Here is a 16518-nt window from a genome sequence, read left to right on the forward strand (position 1 = left end):
CTCGCCATCCCGTTGCCTTCGGGCAAGACTTCAGGAGAGGCATGGTGGGGCATCCGCACGAAACCCTGTCGGGCCAGATGGCAAACGAGACGGCGGCGCTGCGCGTGGCCGATGCGTTCCTGCGACCCGCCACACCGGTATTCACCGACATCCACGGCCTGTGCGCCGCGACGGTTCGCCTCAAGCTGGAGGGACTCAACGCGGCGGGGTCGATCAAGCTCAAGCCAGCGCTACAACTGATCGAAGATCTCGAGGCGAAGGGCCGCATTCGCGACGACACGCAGCTGATTGAATCGTCGTCGGGCAATCTGGGCGTGGCGCTGGCGATGGTCTGCGCCAATCGAGGCTATCGCTTCACGTGCGTGACGGATCCCAACACCTCACAGCACGCCGTACGCACCATGCAAGCGCTGGGCGCGCGCGTCGTACGCGTTGACCGGCGTGATGCCCAAGGCGGATTTCTCGCAACGCGCATCGCCTGGATTCGCGAACAAGTGGCAGGCGACGATCGATGGCTCTGGGTCAACCAATACGCGAATCCGAGCAACTGGCGTGCGCATTACCGCTGGACGGCACCGGAAATTTTCACCGCCTTCAAGACAGTCGATCACTTGTTCATTGGCGCCGGCACGACCGGGACGTTGATGGGATGCCTCCGATACGTGCGGGCAAATCATCCCAAGACGCGCGTGATCGCTGTCGACACTGTCGGGTCTGTCACGTTCGGTGAAGCGCCGGGGCGACGTCACATTCCCGGCCTGGGCACCAGTCGTCGCCCCGAGCTCTGCGACCCATCGCTGCCCGACGCCGTGGTGCATGTCCCAGAGATTGACACGGTCCGCATGTGCCACGCGTTGGCGCGTCGCGGCTACTTTGCAGGCGGCTCGACAGGCAGCGTGCTGTGCGCGGTGCAACGAGAAGCCGCCCGCATCGATGCCAATGACACGGTCGTCGCCATTGCGCCCGATATGGGCGACAAGTATCTGGACGGCGTCTACGACGCGGACTGGATACAGCGTTGCTTCCCGCAAATGACTGGCACCGGATTGTCGGTGTCCCACGCCATCCAGACGGTTTGTCCGGCGTTGCCATGAACGCGATACCCGATCCCCAATTCCGCGTGTTCTCAGGAGAGCAGGTTCACGCCGTGGTTCGTGAGGGGCGGCGTGCGGTGCTCGATACCGTCGAAGACGCCTATCGCGCGCATCATGCCGGCCGCACCGTCAACCCGGAGAGTCAATTCCTGCGCTTTCCCGACGGTCGGTCAAATCGCATCATCGCGCTGCCGGCGCACATCGAGGCCGACGCTGGCGATGTTGGCAACAGCATCACCGGCATCAAATGGATTTCGAGTTTTCCCGAGAACATCACGCACGGCATGCCGCGTGCGTCGGCCGTGCTGATTCTGAACGATCCCGTCACGGGCTATCCGATGGCCTGCATGGAGGCAAGCATCATCAGTGCCGCGCGTACAGCGGCTAGTGCGATAAGCGCCCTGCGGTGTCTTGTCGGGCGTGAGCCAACGACGTCGCGCGCCGTGCGCGTCGCGTTTGTCGGTACCGGACTCATCGCACGACATGTTGCCGATGGTCTGCCGCTGGCGGCGGTACCGATTGAACGGGTAATCCTGCATGACTTGAACGACACGTACGCGGCACTGCTGGCGGGACGCATCCAGTCGCAACTTGGATACGAAGTTGAGACGTCCGCCTCGCTCGAGCAGGCCATCCGACAGGCGGACGTCGTGGTGTTTACGACCACGGCCTCCGTCCCTTACGTCGACAACCCGGATTGGTTTTCCCATTGCCCGGTGGTGTTGCATCTATCGCTGCGCGATCTCGCACCGGCAGTGATTCTCGAAGCCCACAACGTTGTGGACGATATCGAGCATTGCCTGCGGGCGATGACGTCATTGCACCGCGCCGAGACGGCCACCGGACATCGCCGCTTCGTCACGACATCGCTTCCCCATGTACTTAGCGGCGGCGATGTTCCGGTACGCGATCGTCCCATCGTGTTTTCGCCGTTCGGCATGGGCATTCTCGACATCGCCGTCGGCCGCTGGGTCTACGACCGTCTGGCGGCGCAGCAAGCCCCGATTCTCCGTTTTTTCTACGATATGCAACGCGCATGACATCTGCTTTCTGTTCCCCGTCTTCCTCTACGACGTCCGCCGGCTCCTCTGACTCCACCAATGCTATCGATGCTATCGGGTATGCCGATGTACTCGTCGGTCTGCAATACGGAGACGAAGGCAAGGCGAAGATTATCGACGTGCTCGCTCCCGGGTACGACGTGATCGCCCGCTTCAATGGCGGCGCCAATGCGGGACACACCATCGATACCCCGCTGGGTCGCATCGCCCTCAAACAATTGCCGTCGGGTGTGTTTCACCCGCATGCGGTGTTGTACATCGGCTCGGGGTGCGCACTCAATCCATGGAAGCTGGCCGACGAGATCGAGCAGTTGCGCGAGATGGGCGTCGATCTCGATGGCCGCTTGCATATCAGTGCACGCGCCGCTGTCGTGCAGCCGCATCACATTGCGCTCGATCGACGCGGCAGCGCGACCATCGGCACCACTGGCAACGGCATCGGGCCTTGCTATGCGGACCGTGCGCTACGCGTTCGCAATGACGCACGGGTCAACTTCATGCTCTGCGATCTGCTGGACAACGAGACCGAGACGGTGGCGGCGATGCGCCGGGTGCTGACGGGCATGATCAATGCGGAGGGTGGCACGTCACCGTGGGTTGCCGAAATGTCGGATCTGCTGCTGCGCCTGCCCGCCGTCATGACGAAATTGCGTCCACATGTGGAAGTTGATCGTAGCTGGCTGACGAGACGCGTGACGCAGGGCGCACGTGTCCTGTTCGAGGGCGCGCAATCCGTGTTGCTCGACGTGGTCGATGGCAGTCAGCCGTACGTGACGTCGAGTCATACGGTGCCCGCGTACGCGTACGTGGGTGGCGACCTGTCGCCGAAGTACCACCGCAGGACGATTGGCGTGGCGAAGGCGATCATGTCCCGTGTCGGGCGTGGCCCGTTTCCCTCGGAGTTAGGCGGCGAGCGTTCTGCGCAGTACTGCCGGGACGCGGCGGAAAAGCACATTGGCGTGGCGCATGAACATGAGCACTTTTCCCCCGATACGCTTTTACGTTCGAACGATCCGTTCGATATCGGTGCCGCGCTGCGCATGCTGACGGGTGAATACGGTACGGGCACCGGACGCCCGCGCCGAATTGGCATGCTGGACCTTGCGCAGTTGCGCGAAGTCGTCAAGGCGCATGGTGTCGACCGCGTCTATCTGAACAAGGTGGACTGTCTGGCCCACTATCTTCAGTCGTCATATCAGGGCGTGCCGATGCGCGTGCACCGCGATGTCCTGCCGAGCGAGCGAATTCCCGATGTGCTGATTTATCCCGGGTTGACCGAGCGCTCGCTGTCGCACGGACGTGAGGGGCATCTGGATGCCGCGTTGGGCGGCTTCATCGATTTCGTCGAACGGCACATCGGCGCGTCGCTCGCGGGTGTTGGACTCGGGCCAGAGCGGGCGAGCATGTTGTTGCTGGACGGGGACAAGCCGAGGGTGCCGTCCTGCGCCGTCGTGCCTCGGGCGGTAACGCATGACTGAGACGGGGCCGCCGACGGATGGCACGAATCAGACTCGCGACGCGAGTGACGCGAGCAGGGAAAAACGCGTGGGCAACGCCGACGGCAACGTTTCGCGCGACGGTGTCTCGCGGCCTTGGCACGAGGTGGCAACCGTGCGCCGCTCGCCCGGTGAGGTGCCGTTCCCGCCGCTTCAGCCGGATCATCTCTTTTTCAATGTGTCGCTCATGCCCTATGCGATGCACCCGTGCGTTTGCGAACTGGGGCAGTCGGTGCGGCAGCAGTTGAGTGCGTTGCGTCTGGCGGATTATCTGAACAAGACGGAGCGTGTCGAACTACACATCGTCAATCGCGCCGTCGAATTCATGCTCGACGTGCCCGGGATCGCGTCGGTGAATCGGGAGGATCTGCTGGCGATCTACACCGACGAAGGATTCCACACCTGGATGATGGAACGGTTCCGGCGTGATGTGCTTAGGCAGTCCGGGCATGTGCTGTCGCAAGGGCCATCGCTCGCTGTCATTCGCGTGCTGTCACTGTGCGAGACCGTGCCGCAGGCTTACCGAGGTCTGGCCATCATGGCGGCGGCATCGGTCACAGAAACGCTGATTACCGGCACGTTGCGACGCGCGGGCGCGTCGGACGATGTCTATCCGCCGGTCCGTGTCCTGCTGGCCGACCATGCGTCCGACGAAATGCGGCATCAGGCAGCGTTTGTGCGATTCGTCAGCGAGTGGGTGCCGATGTTGTCCTGCGCAGAGCGCGAATGTCTCGACACGCTGATTCCTGAATTGATGATGGCGTTTCTCGCGCCGGAGTTACCGACGTGGCGAGACCATCTGTGCGCTGTCGGTCTTGAGGAAGCCGTTGCTGACCGGGTGATTCGCGAGAGTGTGGATCCGTTGGAAATCGGCGTGCAGATGATGGAAGCGGCGCTCGTACCTCGCCGTCTCTTCGAGCGACTCGGCCTGTCGTGCGCTGAAACGTTTGCCCGGCGCGCAAGCCGGTGGCGACTACCTTGAGTCACTCACCGCTCCTCCGATAGCACCCCATCCGCGACGCGTGCGAGTCCGCACGAAAGGCGGCAAATGAACGGCAGCGTTGCGCCGCAATGACGGCGAGCATCGACAAGGAGATATCCGTGACTTCTGGCTGGCTTGCCCCTGACCTGACGATGAGTGCGGCGGACTACCGCGCGTTGCTCAATGCGGCACTCGACTTCAAGCGACGCTACCCTCAGCAAACTGAGTTCGCGTTGCGCGGCCGAACCATCTACTTCCTTTTCTACAACGCGTCGCTGCGCACGCGCAGTAGTTTCCAAACCGGACTGTCCCGCATGGGCGGTCATGCCGTCATGCTGGACCCGCAAAACGGCATCTACACGCCCGCGCTGCCCGAGCAGGAAATTCCGTACTCGACCGAGCGTATCGCGGACGTGGCCCGCGTGCTGTCGGCGTACGGTGATGCGATTGCCATCCGGATGTATGGCGAGCCCGCTGGCTGGGTGTATGGCGGCGCGCACCGGCATCTGGAAGCCTTCGCACGATGGGCCAGCGTGCCGGTGATCAACATGGAGTGCGACCGCTTTCATCCGTGCCAGGCACTGGCTGACGTCATGACGTTACGCGAACAACTCGGTGGCCTGACGGGGCGCAGACTCTGCATCAGTTGGGCGTATTCGGGAAGCGGGCACAAGCCCGTCGCCGTGCCGCAAAGTCTGCTGCTTGCCGCCGTGAAGTCCGGCATGGACGTGACGCTGGCGCATCCCCCTGCGTTCGCACTGGATCCGGAGATCATGCTGGCAGCGACACGGTTCGCGAACCAGACGGGCGCTCATGTGCGGGTGACGCACGACTTGCTCGATGGTGTGACCGATGCGCACGCCGTCTACGCAAAATCGTGGTGCAGTCTTGCGCATCTGCCAACACGCCACGGCGATGTGGTGGATGAACGCGCCATGCTCGCTGCGTTCGAACCGCATCGCGACTGGTGCATCGATGCGCAGGTGTTGCGACACGCGGCACCTGGCGCGGGATACCTGCACTGTTTGCCCGCCGACCGAGGGCAGGAAGTGACGGATGAGGTCATCGACGGGCCGCAATCCTGGGTATTCCAACAGGCGGCGAATCGCCTGCATGCGCAGAACGCCGTGATGGCGCATTTGCTCAATCCGGGGTGTCTGGCATGACGTTCTCATACCAGTACGTTTGTGTGCGGTGCGCCAAACCGCAAGACTGGGGCACGATTTGTTATCTGTGCCCCCTGTGTGGACACAACCTGCGCATCGAGAGAGCGACCAGTGTCGACGACGAGCAGCCCTCGGCGGCCGACATCGTCGCTTCCTTATCCGGAACAGGCTTGTGGCGTTACGCACCTCTCCTGCCGATATCGTCGCGTTGGGCGAGCCGTCTTGCCGTGGGTGACACGCCGTTGCTCTCGTTAGGTGCCGACGACGGCGTACATCTTTGGGTGAAGGACGACAGCCGTAATCCGAGCGGCTCACTCAAAGATCGCGCAACGGAGTTGGTGCTGGCGGCCGCCAGATGGCTTGGCTGCACGCAGGTGGTGACCGCATCGACGGGCAATGCCGGTGCGTCGCTCGCATGTATCGCGGCTTCGCAGAAAATGCCTGCGACCGTGGTGGTGCCCAGGCACACGCCGTACGCCAAGCTCGCGCAAATACGCGCCTATGGCGCACAGGTGCAGGTCATCGATGGCACCTACGACCACGCTTTCGATGTCGCTATCAGCATGGCCGACGCGCCGGATGTGTGCTGCCGCAATACGGGTTTCAATCCGTTCACCCGGGAAGGCAAGAAGACGTGCGCGTTCGAGATTGCCGAAGCGCTCGGCTGGGATGTGCCCGACTGGGTGGTCGTGCCGACAGGGGACGGCAATATTCTCTCGGGGATCGCTACGGGGTTTCTGGACCTCCATGCATTGGGCATTACGTCACGTATGCCCCGTTTGCTTGCTGCACAGGCCCGCAGTTCGCACAGCATCGCGCATGATTGGCTCATGAGCGGGGTGTCCGGTGCGCTGCCGTCGTCGCCGACACCTGTCAGGCCGAACACGCTGGCGGACAGTCTTTCGGTGTCTCGGCCGCGTGACCATCTGGCGGCGTTGCAGGCGTTGCGAATGACGCAAGGTGAGTGCGTCGTCGTGACTGACGCGCAGATCATGGCCTCGTCGCAAATCTTGTCGCAGCGCTATGGATTGTGGTTCGAGCCATCGGCCGCTGCCGGGCACGCGGCACTCAGCGACGCCATTGCCTGCGGGCGCATCGAGCCGGGCGCGCGCGTGGTCTTGCTAGGGACAGGGAGTGGTCTGAAAGACCCGCACGCGTGTGCGCGCGTGGCATGTGATATGGAGGCGGCCGCGACAGACCTTGGTGCCTTCGCGCCATCCATCTGCCCCGGTGACATGATCGACGTGCCGATGCGGAGCCGTCCGTGACGCGCCGACGCGTCATCGTCGTCGGTGCGGGCGTCAGCGGCCTCACCACTGCCGTGACGCTTTCGATGGCCGGTTGCGATGTGGCAATTCACGCGGTGGAAGCGCCGGCGCAGACGACCTCTGCATTGGCCGCTGCCATCTGGCATCCGTTTTATCAGGCCCCCGATCTCGTCTATCTCGAAAACGCCCGTCAGACCTATGCGGAGATGGCGCGCCTGTCCGACGATGACGCGTCGGGTGTCGTCATGCGGCCGCTCACGGAATACTTCGAGCGCGACGCGGGCACGCCATGGTGGTCAGTGTGCGTGCCGGGCGTCGTGCGACTGAGTGCGGAAGTGCCGTCACGCTATGCCTGCGCCTATCGCATGGAGGTGCCCGTCGCCGACACCGGCACCTATCTCGGTTACCTGATGGACATGTTTCTTGATCTCGGCGGGCGGTTCGTCCTCGCGCGAGTCAGCGACCCGGCCACCTTGCTTGACGACGCCGACTACGTGGTCAATTGCTGCGGCTACGGCGGCGCGGCCTTCGGCGACCGTGAGTTGTCGCTGTCACGCGCGGTGGTGCTACGGGCCCTGCGTCACGACGCGGTGCACGGGTGCTTCGTGGACGACACCGACCCGTTGCGCCCGACGTACGTCGTCGAACGGCGTCACGACATCATCCTCGGCGGGACCGCCGACCCCGATATGACGTCAACGGTCATCGGCGAGCGACAGGTCGGCGAGATCGTTCGACGATGCGCGAGTCTTTGCGCGGGGGTTGCCTCACTGGATCTCATCGACGTCCGTGTCGGTTTTCGGCCGATGCGGCGTGTTGCGCGCGTAGAACGCGACGGCACACATGGCGGCTTGCTTCACAACTACGGTCATGGCGGTGGTGGTTTCACGCTGTCGTGGGGATGTGCTAATCAGGTACTCCGCCTGATGGGAGAAGCAGTGACGACTTGATCACGCATGCATCAAGCCCCTATCAAGTACCTACCAAGCACCTACCAAGTACCTACCAAGTACCTACCAAGTACCTTCCAAGCACGCATTGCGCAAACCGCGCGTATCGAGAGGCCTCATGCAGATAGATCCCGCGACACTCGACGAAGCCCGCATCTACAATTTCATGATGAGCACGATCCTGCCGCGCCCTATTGCCTGGGTGAGTACGATCGATGGGCATGGGCGGCCGAATCTTGCGCCGTATGCGTACTTTATGGGCGTGTGTTGTGTGCCGATGACGGTGCTGTTCTGTCCGGTCGTGCCGCCGCCGCCGATGCGCAAGAAGGACACGCTGCGCAACATCGAAGCGGTGCCGGAGTTCGTCGTGAACGTAGCGAGTGCCTCGTGTATCGAGGCCGTGAATCTTTCGGCGGCACCGCTGCCGCCCGGTGAGTCGGAGTTCGAGCTGGCCGGCGTGACACCGGTGGCGTCTTCTCGCGTGCGGCCACCGCGCGTGCTGGAGGCCAGTGTGGCGTTCGAGTGCACCGTGCGCGACATCATCGAGATCAGCGCATCCCCCGGGGGCGGGTGGGTTGTCCTTGGCACGGTGCTCGCAGCGCATGTGGACGATGCTTTGCTCGATCCTGCGACGCATCAGGTGAACCTGCGTGAACTGAAGCCGATTGGCCGACTGGGCGGTGGTGAATTCGTGAATGCCGCCAGCGATACCTTCACGTTGACCCGCTACAAGACACTGGCAGATCTGGTGACGCGGCAGGAGAGCACCCGCCCGCGCGGTGAGGCCGTCAAAGGGGGCGACGCATGACCGCCGCACCCGCTTGTAGTGAAGCGCGTGTCGTGGCGTTGGGCGCGCGCCGCTATCACGTCGACGTTGCACCGTTTTCCGGGGAAGATCTGAGCCGCGCGTTTGTCTCCGATGTTGCGATTCACCCAACGCTGGGCGTTGCCCTGATCATGCGAGGCGATCCTGTTGTGAGATGGTATGGCGACGATGGCCAAGGGCGCGGCCACTGGCAGTACGACGCCACGACACACGGTCACAGCGCTTGCTTCGATCTGCAAGGGCGACTGCATCTTGTCGATTCGGATCGCCATTGCGTGCATCGCTTCGATACCGATGGTGCACTCGATATCACGCTGGGCATCGCAGATGAGCCCAGATGGCGCGAGCCGTTCAATCATCCGACCGGTGTCGCGGTAGCGTCGAGCGGTGAGATCTGGGTCTCGGACGGCTATGGCAATTCGCACGTTCATCAATTCTCGTCACAAGGACGCCATCTTCGCAGTTGGGGAGGCATCGGGGGCGAGCGCGGACGCTTCAGCAATCCGCATGCGATTGCCATCGACGCGGAGGATCGGGTATGGGTCGTGGATCGCGAGAATCATCGCGTGCAATGTCTTTCTGTCGACGGTGAATGGTGCGGCGAAATTGATGGACTGCATTTGCCGACCGCCATCGCGATCGGTCACGACGGCATCCTCTATGTGTCCGATCAGACACCGCGCCTTTGCGCCTACACGCCGAGCGGGCAACTCATCGGCCGCTGCCGAACTTTCGGCGCCATCGGTCACGGTCTCGCCGTCGATGCGCGTGGCGATATTTATGTCGCCAACATGATGCCGAACTGTGTCACACGATTGCGCCGCTTCGCGTGATGTCAGTTCGTCGGAGATGGCGCGCACAAACCAAGCGGCAGAATCGTCGAGGCGTCTCGAGCGTCGGAATGCAGCCACGCCGTGACGTCTCCGTCCTCAATGTACTTCGTCGAGCAAACCATACTCGCTGGCCAGTTTTGCCGCGCGGTGCCGGCTCGACACGTCGAACTTGCGCATCACGCTGCGCAGATGAAAGACCACGCCGTGTTCGGAGATGGTCAGGATGCGGCCAATCTCCCATGATGTTTTGCCGCGTGCCACCCATTGCAGACATTCGCGCTCTCGTGGTGTCAACGCCGGTGGTAAAGCGCACGCGGCCTCGCGTTGCACGATGCGCCACGCGGCATCGTGCACATGCATCGCCAGCGCTGCGCCGAGGTGTTGCGTCCATGCGCGCAAACGCGGGCGCGGGCGGGCATCCGAGGCGGCAAGACTCAACATGCCCGCCGCGCCGGATGGCGCAAACACCGGATACGTCACGCCCGTGCAAAGTCCGGCCGCCGTTTGCTCACAGCGAAAACGCGAAGCTTCCGGTGTTGCGAACAAGTCAGGCGTCCACTCGACGGGTGTCATCTGTGTGCGCGCCCGTGCGAGCACGGGGTCGAGGGCGGCATAACCGCATTCGTTGTAACGGTGTTGCCACGGTTCGGGGTAGTTGGAGACGTCGGGCTCAGCCGCATCGCCGCGTGGCAATGTGAACTGCCCCTGATAGCGGAAGTAGCGTTGTCTGAGCAGACCGCACAACGATTGCAGCGTCGCGTGCAGTGCGTCGAAGTCGGAGGCCGCCTGAAGCGTTTGCAGACCGTCGGCAAACGCGTGAAGGATCGCGCAACGCATGGCATCGATTCGCCGGCATCGGCGTTCATGTAGGGAATATGCATCGCTTGTAGCACGCGAGAACACGTGCGGCCCGCCATGGTCGGCGCCGTCTCACTTGAGTGTTGTCACGGCGCGACCCGGAGACGGGCGCGACATAACGTCGCACGCGAAATCCGGTGCAACGTCTACTGTTGATGGATATCGGACGAATCCCGCATTGCATCACATCGTAACGCGCGCGATGGACCGGCCGGCGACGGTGAATGTGTCACGACCGAGACAATGGGGGCAGCCGGTGATGCGGTGAGCGATGTTTGACGAGATCGGCGACGGGCTATTCAGGACACCGCAATGACTTGTGTCGTGTTGCAATGTGTCAAACGCGCAAAGCATAGGGAGTATCCCGTAGACGCCTCCGCGCGCGCTTCGCCAGCTAAGGGAATAACCGGATTTCCCTTTTGCATCAATGAGTTCAGGAGGATGCTATGGCGCGCCAAATACTCGGTATCAATGTTGTCGCTTCGAGAAGGCGCGTTCTATAATGCGGCAGTTTGTCGCGGCCCGGACGTAACTAGTTCCCGGCCGTCGGACATGAAAGACCCAAAATGCCCCACGGGTGACGGCGATGCTCGCAGCCTCTTCTTCCGAAGCCGGATCGGTGACGAAGGAATGGAAGCACAAGCGCAACTGCGCGATATCGCCGCGCCAGTTTGTCCTGTTCTACCTGTCGTTGGCCGCCGTGTCGCTGGGTGTTGCCTTGATTGCGGCGTGGCGCGGTGGGTGGTTGGTCTTGCCGTTCACAGGCCTGGACTTGCTCGTGGTGGGCGTTGCGTTCGTCATTCATGCCCGGCATGCCACAGATTACGAGGTCATTCGGTTGTCGCCCGTGAGCCTTGTGGTCGAGCAACGTTCAGCACAGAGGTTGACGCAATACGAGTTCAATCCCCGCTGGGTGCGCATCGACATCGAGAAGCCGCCGCGTTTGCGCATCATCTTGCGCTCGGGCAGCCGCTCGGTCACTGTCGGTACCTACCTTGCGCCGCATCGCCGCGAAACGTTTGCGCGCGAGCTGCGCCGTTGTCTTGCCCAAGAGGCCTGAGAGAGATGGAGACGATCTCGGGCGACCGCCAGGGAGGATTTGGATGGTAATTTTGGGTAAGGAAGCTATGAAAAAAACGAAACATGCCCTGGCGGCTTTCCTTGCGGGCGCCTCACTGCTCGCCGGCGCTCCGGCACTGGCAGTAGCGGGGGTCTCCGATATGCCGGGGGGACCGGCCGTCAACGAGCTCAACTTCCAGCCGCCAGTCACCAAGCTTGCGGAAGAGCTTCACAGCCTGCACACCATGATGCTGATCATCTGTCTGGTGATCTTCATCGGCGTGTTCGGCGTGATGTTCTATTCGATCATCAAGCACCGCAAATCCAAGGGCCATCAGCCCGCGAATTTCCATGAAAGCACCACGGTCGAGGTGATCTGGACGGTTGTGCCGTTCATCATCGTGATTCTGATGGCGCTGCCCGCCACGAAGACCGTGGTGGCGATGAAGGACACCACCAACGCCGACCTGACCATCAAAGTCACCGGCTATCAGTGGAAGTGGGGCTACGACTACCTCAAGGGCGACGGCGAGGGCATCAAGTTCCTCTCGACGCTCAGCACGCCGCGCAGCCAGATCGACGGGCAGGAACCCAAGAGCAACACGTACCTGCAAGAAGTCGATAACCCGATGGTCGTGCCGGTCAACAAGAAGGTGCGCCTGATCACGACGGCCAACGACGTGATTCACTCGTTCTACGTGCCGGCCTTCGGTATCAAGCAGGACGCGATCCCCGGCTTCGTGCGCGACACGTGGTTCAAGGCCGAGAAGGTGGGCGAGTATCGCGGCTTCTGTACCGAGTTGTGCGGCAAGGAACACGCGTACATGCCGGTCGTGGTGAAGGTGGTCTCGGAAGAGGACTACACCAAGTGGGTCGATGCGCAGAAGAAGCTGATGGCGGCGTCCGCCGACGATCCCAACAAGACCTACACCGTGGCTGAACTCATGGAGCGTGGCCAGAAGGTCTACGCCTCGAACTGCGCGGTTTGCCACCAGCCGAACGGCAAGGGCGGCGGTGCCTTCCCGGCACTCGATGGCGGGAAGATCGTGACGGGCCCGGTGGCCGATCACATCAGCATCGTGCTGCATGGCAAGAATGCGATGCCGAACTGGTCGCATCTGAACGATGTGGAGTTGGCCGCCGTGATTACGTTCGAGCGCAACTCGTGGAGCAACAAGACCGGCGACGTCGTTCAGCCGGCACAGGTGCGCGAAGCGCGTGGCAACAAGTCGGCCAATGCCGGTGATGCCGCCAACGCTGTGCGCGCAGCGAAGAATAGTTAAGTGCCGTTCGACCAAGTCGAGGAAGGAGATTGGGTATGAGTTCCATCGCTCACGATCACGTGGCGGGTCACGACGATCACGCGCACGACCATCCGCACGGATGGCGTCGCTGGCTGTTCGCGACGAATCACAAGGACATCGGCACGATGTACATGATCTTCTCGTTCGTCATGCTGCTCTCGGGCGGCGTGATGGCGTTGATGATCCGTGCGGAATTGTTTGAACCGGGCCTGCAATTCATTCGTCCGGAGTTTTTCAATCAGCTCACCACCATGCACGGGCTGGTGATGATTTTCGGCGCAATCATGCCGGCGTTCGTGGGTTTCGCGAACTGGATGATCCCGTTGCAGATCGGTGCGTCGGACATGGCCTTCGCGCGGATGAACAACTTCAGCTTCTGGCTGCTGCCGGTCGGCGGTCTGCTGCTGATTTCGTCGTTCCTCGTGCCGGGCGGTGCCACGGCAGCCGGCTGGACGATGTACGCGCCGCTGTCGGTGCAGATGGGTCCGGGCCAGGATCTGGCGATCTTCGGCGCGCACATTCTCGGCGCCTCGTCGATCATGGGCGCGATCAACATCATCGTGACCATTCTGAACATGCGCGCGCCGGGCATGACGCTCATGAAGATGCCGATGTTCGTGTGGACGTGGCTGATCACCGCCTACCTGCTCATCGCCGTGATGCCGGTGCTCGCAGGCGCGATCACGATGCTGCTCACGGACCGTCACTTCGGCACGTCGTTCTTTAATGCGGCGGGCGGCGGCGATCCGGTGATGTACCAGCATATTTTCTGGTTCTTCGGTCACCCCGAGGTGTACATCATGATCTTGCCGGCGTTCGGGATCGTCTCGCAGGTGATTCCGGCGTTCTCGCGCAAGCCGCTGTTCGGCTATAGCTCGATGGTGTACGCCACGGCGTCGATCGCGATTCTCTCGTTCATGGTGTGGGCGCACCACATGTTCGTGACCGGGATGCCGGTGACGGGCCAGCTGTTCTTCATGTACGCGACGATGCTGATCTCGGTGCCCACCGGCGTGAAGGTGTTCAACTGGGTCGCCACGATGTGGAAGGGCGCGCTCACGTTCGAGACGCCGATGCTCTTCGCCGTGGGCTTCCTGTTCGTGTTCACGATGGGCGGCTTCACCGGCCTGATCCTCTCGCTGGCCCCGCTCGACATTCAGATGCACGGCACTTACTACGTGGTGGCGCACTTCCACTACGTGCTAGTGGCCGGTTCGCTATTCGCGCTCTTCTCAGGGTTCTATTACTGGGTGCCGAAGTGGACGGGCCACATGTACAACGAGTGGCGCGGCAAGTTCCACTTCTGGGGCTCGCTCATCACGTTCAACGTGACGTTCTTTCCGATGCACTTCCTGGGGCTGGCCGGCATGCCGCGTCGCTATGCCGACTACCCGGCGCAGTTCACGGACTTCAACCAGATCGCAACGATCGGCGCGTTCGGTTTCGGCCTGATGCAGGTGTACTTCCTGTTCTGCATCGCGCTGCCGACGTGGCGTAGCGGTCCGGCGGCGGAAGCCAAGCCGTGGGATGGCGCAGAAGGTCTCGAGTGGACCGTGCCGAGCCCGGCCCCGTTCCACACGTTTGAGACGCCGCCGAAGGTGCATTGAACATGGCACTCGCACGTGAACAGCGCGCAAAGAACCTGCGCACCGGATTGATTCTGGCGTCGGTGGTCGCGATTTTCTTCTTCGGCGTGATGATCAAGGCCAAGCTGTTGGGCGGGATCTGACGCTACGCGCACAAGCAAGGCGCCGGACGCAGGGCAACCAGCGTTCGGCGAGACGGAAAAGGATGAATATGGCGGGTATGCGGCGGCTCAATGTGCGCACCTTCAGCAAGTTGTTGCTGCTGGTCGCGGTGATGTTCGGTTTCGGCTACGCCATGGTGCCGTTCTACCGCGCGTTCTGCGATCTCGTGGGCATTAACCAACTGGGTGATCGCACAAACGAGCTGACCGCGCGCAATTCGCAAGTCGACGAGAGCCGCACGATTATTGTCGAGTTCGATGCGAACGCGCAGGGGCCATTGCGATTCAAGCCGGCTAAGAGCAGTCTGACGGTGCATCCGGGGCAGATCGCGACGATTGAGTATGAAGTGGCTAACCAGCAGCCGCACGAGGTTCGGGCGCAGGCAATTCCGAGCTACGCACCGGCACAGGCGGCGAGCTACTTCAAGAAGATCGAGTGTTTCTGCTTCACGCAGCAGACGCTCAGGGCCGGTGAGGCCAAGGAATTCCCGGTGGTGTTCGTGGTGGACACGAAACTGCCAAAAGATGTGACGACGATTACGCTGTCCTACACTTTTTTCGATCTCGGCAAAGCCGACGCCAACCAGCGTGCGGATGTGTCGAACGCCCCAGCGACGGTGCCGGGTGCGCTAACGGGCGGAAGCGGAGGCAAGGGCAGCAATGGATGACCTCAAGGAGGCGACCCGTCGCAAGCTGTCGTTTGTCCAGACCGTGAAAGCGGTGTTCTGGTCGTTCTTCGGCGTGCGTAAGGGGCGTGATCACGACCGCGACATGGCACAGCTCAACCCTGTGCATCTGATTATCGCGGGACTGATCGGGGGCATCCTGTTCGTGGTGGCGCTGGTGCTGCTGGCGAAGCTCGCCATCCGCCTCGCGACGTGATTCAGACAAAGAGAACCAAGCCTGGAGAGATAAGAATGAGTGGTCAACACCAAACGGCGCCTTATTACTTCGTACCGGCGCCATCGCGCCACCCGGTCAATTGCAGCATCGGCCTGCTGGTGGTGCTCGGCTCGGCCGCCGCGTGGGTCAACGGGCTGCCGTGGGCCCCGTGGACGGCGCTGGCTGGTCTGCTGTGGGTGCTGTGGGTCTTGCGCTCGTGGTTCGGCGATTCGATCGCCGAGTCGGAGGGCGGGCTTTACAGCAAGCGCATCGACGTCTCGTATCGCTGGGGGATGAGCTGGTTCATCTTCTCCGAGGTGATGTTCTTCGCCGCGTTTTTTGGCGCGTTGTTCTATGCGCGCACGCTGGCGATGCCGTGGCTCGGCGATCTCGACAACAAGCTGCTCTGGCCCGACTTCACCGCTGTGTGGCCGAACGCCGGCCCGGCCGGTGTGGTCGATGCGTTCGAAACGATGGGCCCGTGGCCGATCCCGACGCTCAACACGGCACTGCTGCTGACCTCGGGCGTTACGCTCACGATTTCACACCATGCCTTGCGTGCGAACCATCGTGGCAGCGCAATTTTCTGGCTGTTCGCCACGGTCGTGCTGGGCTTCGTGTTCCTGGGCTTCCAGGCGTATGAGTATCACCACGCCTACACCGAGCTGAACCTGAAGCTGACCTCGGGCGTGTATGGCTCGACGTTCTTCCTGCTCACGGGTTTCCACGGCTTCCACGTGATGCTGGGCGCGATCATGCTCTCCGTCATGCTGATTCGCCTGATCAAGGGGCACTTCACGCCGGAGCATCACTTCGGCTTCGAAGGCGCCGCTTGGTACTGGCACTTTGTGGACGTAGTGTGGCTGGGTCTCTACGTCGTGGTGTACTGGCTCTGATGGTTTAACGCCGTATCGAAATCGCGTATCGATCGGTGTGACACGCCGCCGGATTCCGGCGGCGTTTCTGTTTATAGCGTTCGCGAAGTGAGAATG

Annotated in this window: 16 protein-coding genes and 1 pseudogene; 16 read left to right on the plus strand and 1 reads right to left on the minus strand. The window is 62.1% G+C overall.

The genetic code is table 11. The annotated features are described in order from the left end of the window. Positions 1-41: 41 nt before the first annotated feature. From sbnA to AT302_RS02755, 9 genes are all read left to right on the plus strand, one after another. On the plus strand, positions 42-1094 hold the full coding sequence (gene sbnA / locus AT302_RS02715; protein ID WP_157125666.1) for a 2,3-diaminopropionate biosynthesis protein SbnA: 1053 nt from the start codon (positions 42-44) through the stop codon (positions 1092-1094). Continuing rightward, the gene (gene sbnB / locus AT302_RS02720; RefSeq protein ID WP_058377104.1) at positions 1091-2134 is read left to right on the plus strand and encodes a 2,3-diaminopropionate biosynthesis protein SbnB; all 1044 of its coding nucleotides are present in this window, start codon (positions 1091-1093) and stop codon (positions 2132-2134) included. Before sbnA ends, sbnB begins: the two co-directional genes overlap by 4 nt. Further along, the gene (locus AT302_RS02725) at positions 2131-3633 is read left to right on the plus strand and encodes an adenylosuccinate synthetase (protein WP_084655990.1); all 1503 of its coding nucleotides are present in this window, start codon (positions 2131-2133) and stop codon (positions 3631-3633) included. Before sbnB ends, AT302_RS02725 begins: the two co-directional genes overlap by 4 nt. Next, on the plus strand, positions 3626-4633 hold the full coding sequence (locus AT302_RS02730; protein ID WP_084655991.1) for a diiron oxygenase: 1008 nt from the start codon (positions 3626-3628) through the stop codon (positions 4631-4633). Before AT302_RS02725 ends, AT302_RS02730 begins: the two co-directional genes overlap by 8 nt. A 119-nt stretch (positions 4634-4752) precedes the next feature. Next, a complete protein-coding gene (locus AT302_RS02735; protein ID WP_167365774.1) occupies positions 4753-5799 on the plus strand; it encodes an ornithine carbamoyltransferase in 1047 nt (348 codons plus the stop codon). After that, entirely contained in the window at positions 5796-7067 is a 1272-nt protein-coding gene (locus tag AT302_RS02740) for a threonine synthase (RefSeq protein ID WP_084655992.1), read from the plus strand. Before AT302_RS02735 ends, AT302_RS02740 begins: the two co-directional genes overlap by 4 nt. Continuing rightward, on the plus strand, positions 7064-8017 hold the full coding sequence (locus AT302_RS02745; protein WP_058377107.1) for an FAD-dependent oxidoreductase: 954 nt from the start codon (positions 7064-7066) through the stop codon (positions 8015-8017). The genes AT302_RS02740 and AT302_RS02745 overlap by 4 nt, the downstream gene beginning before the upstream one ends. 118 nt (positions 8018-8135) lie before the next feature. After that, entirely contained in the window at positions 8136-8825 is a 690-nt protein-coding gene (locus AT302_RS02750; protein WP_058377108.1) for a flavin reductase family protein, read from the plus strand. After that, positions 8822-9676 (plus strand): NHL repeat-containing protein, encoded by an 855-nt coding sequence (locus AT302_RS02755; protein ID WP_058377109.1) that lies wholly within the window; start codon positions 8822-8824, stop codon positions 9674-9676. The genes AT302_RS02750 and AT302_RS02755 overlap by 4 nt, the downstream gene beginning before the upstream one ends. Positions 9677-9772: 96 nt before the next feature. Here the strand turns inward: AT302_RS02755 and AT302_RS02760 are convergent, their stop codons facing one another. Next, positions 9773-10513 carry an autoinducer binding domain-containing protein gene (locus AT302_RS02760; RefSeq protein ID WP_058377110.1) on the minus strand — a complete coding sequence of 247 codons (741 nt, stop codon included), beginning with the start codon at positions 10511-10513 and terminating at the stop codon, positions 9773-9775. Between the two features lie 607 nt (positions 10514-11120). On the opposite strand from AT302_RS02760, the gene AT302_RS02765 reads away from it, so the two are divergent. From AT302_RS02765 to AT302_RS02790, 7 genes and pseudogenes are all read left to right on the plus strand, one after another. Beyond that, on the plus strand, positions 11121-11594 hold the full coding sequence (locus tag AT302_RS02765; RefSeq protein WP_058377111.1) for a DUF2244 domain-containing protein: 474 nt from the start codon (positions 11121-11123) through the stop codon (positions 11592-11594). A gap of 43 nt (positions 11595-11637) precedes the next feature. Continuing rightward, positions 11638-12864, plus strand: a pseudogene (coxB, locus tag AT302_RS02770) (cytochrome c oxidase subunit II); the annotation flags it as partial. 47 nt (positions 12865-12911) lie between these two features. Next, entirely contained in the window at positions 12912-14504 is a 1593-nt protein-coding gene (gene ctaD, locus AT302_RS02775) for a cytochrome c oxidase subunit I (RefSeq protein WP_058377113.1), read from the plus strand. Between the two features lie 2 nt (positions 14505-14506). Then, on the plus strand, positions 14507-14626 hold the full coding sequence (locus tag AT302_RS27945; protein ID WP_212677134.1) for a cytochrome oxidase small assembly protein: 120 nt from the start codon (positions 14507-14509) through the stop codon (positions 14624-14626). Between the two features lie 68 nt (positions 14627-14694). Continuing rightward, positions 14695-15312 carry a cytochrome c oxidase assembly protein gene (locus tag AT302_RS02780; RefSeq protein WP_058380051.1) on the plus strand — a complete coding sequence of 206 codons (618 nt, stop codon included), beginning with the start codon at positions 14695-14697 and terminating at the stop codon, positions 15310-15312. Continuing rightward, positions 15305-15526, plus strand: a complete 222-nt coding sequence (locus AT302_RS02785) for a DUF2970 domain-containing protein (RefSeq protein ID WP_058377114.1) — start codon at positions 15305-15307, stop codon at positions 15524-15526. The genes AT302_RS02780 and AT302_RS02785 overlap by 8 nt, the downstream gene beginning before the upstream one ends. A 35-nt stretch (positions 15527-15561) precedes the next feature. After that, positions 15562-16422: a cytochrome c oxidase subunit 3 gene (locus AT302_RS02790; RefSeq protein WP_058377115.1), complete on the plus strand. Its 861-nt coding sequence runs from the start codon at positions 15562-15564 to the stop codon at positions 16420-16422. Positions 16423-16518: the final 96 nt, after the last annotated feature.

It is taken from the genome of Pandoraea norimbergensis (genome assembly GCF_001465545.3).
GTDB lineage: Bacteria > Pseudomonadota > Gammaproteobacteria > Burkholderiales > Burkholderiaceae > Pandoraea > Pandoraea norimbergensis.

What these genes read in the sequence shown, in the direction of transcription:
- sbnA (WP_157125666.1), top strand. Translation starts at nt 42, where the DNA reads ATGGTGGGGCATCCGCACGAAACCCTGTCGGGCCAGATGGCAAACGAG.
- sbnB (WP_058377104.1), top strand. Translation starts at nt 1,091, where the DNA reads ATGAACGCGATACCCGATCCCCAATTCCGCGTGTTCTCAGGAGAGCAG.
- AT302_RS02725 (WP_084655990.1), top strand. Translation starts at nt 2,131, where the DNA reads ATGACATCTGCTTTCTGTTCCCCGTCTTCCTCTACGACGTCCGCCGGC.
- AT302_RS02730 (WP_084655991.1), top strand. Translation starts at nt 3,626, where the DNA reads ATGACTGAGACGGGGCCGCCGACGGATGGCACGAATCAGACTCGCGAC.
- AT302_RS02740 (WP_084655992.1), top strand. Translation starts at nt 5,796, where the DNA reads ATGACGTTCTCATACCAGTACGTTTGTGTGCGGTGCGCCAAACCGCAA.
- AT302_RS02750 (WP_058377108.1), top strand. Translation starts at nt 8,136, where the DNA reads ATGCAGATAGATCCCGCGACACTCGACGAAGCCCGCATCTACAATTTC.
- AT302_RS02755 (WP_058377109.1), top strand. Translation starts at nt 8,822, where the DNA reads ATGACCGCCGCACCCGCTTGTAGTGAAGCGCGTGTCGTGGCGTTGGGC.
- AT302_RS02760 (WP_058377110.1), bottom strand. Translation starts at nt 10,513, where the DNA reads ATGCGTTGCGCGATCCTTCACGCGTTTGCCGACGGTCTGCAAACGCTT.
- AT302_RS02765 (WP_058377111.1), top strand. Translation starts at nt 11,121, where the DNA reads ATGCTCGCAGCCTCTTCTTCCGAAGCCGGATCGGTGACGAAGGAATGG.
- ctaD (WP_058377113.1), top strand. Translation starts at nt 12,912, where the DNA reads ATGAGTTCCATCGCTCACGATCACGTGGCGGGTCACGACGATCACGCG.
- AT302_RS27945 (WP_212677134.1), top strand. Translation starts at nt 14,507, where the DNA reads ATGGCACTCGCACGTGAACAGCGCGCAAAGAACCTGCGCACCGGATTG.
- AT302_RS02780 (WP_058380051.1), top strand. Translation starts at nt 14,695, where the DNA reads ATGGCGGGTATGCGGCGGCTCAATGTGCGCACCTTCAGCAAGTTGTTG.
- AT302_RS02785 (WP_058377114.1), top strand. Translation starts at nt 15,305, where the DNA reads ATGGATGACCTCAAGGAGGCGACCCGTCGCAAGCTGTCGTTTGTCCAG.
- AT302_RS02790 (WP_058377115.1), top strand. Translation starts at nt 15,562, where the DNA reads ATGAGTGGTCAACACCAAACGGCGCCTTATTACTTCGTACCGGCGCCA.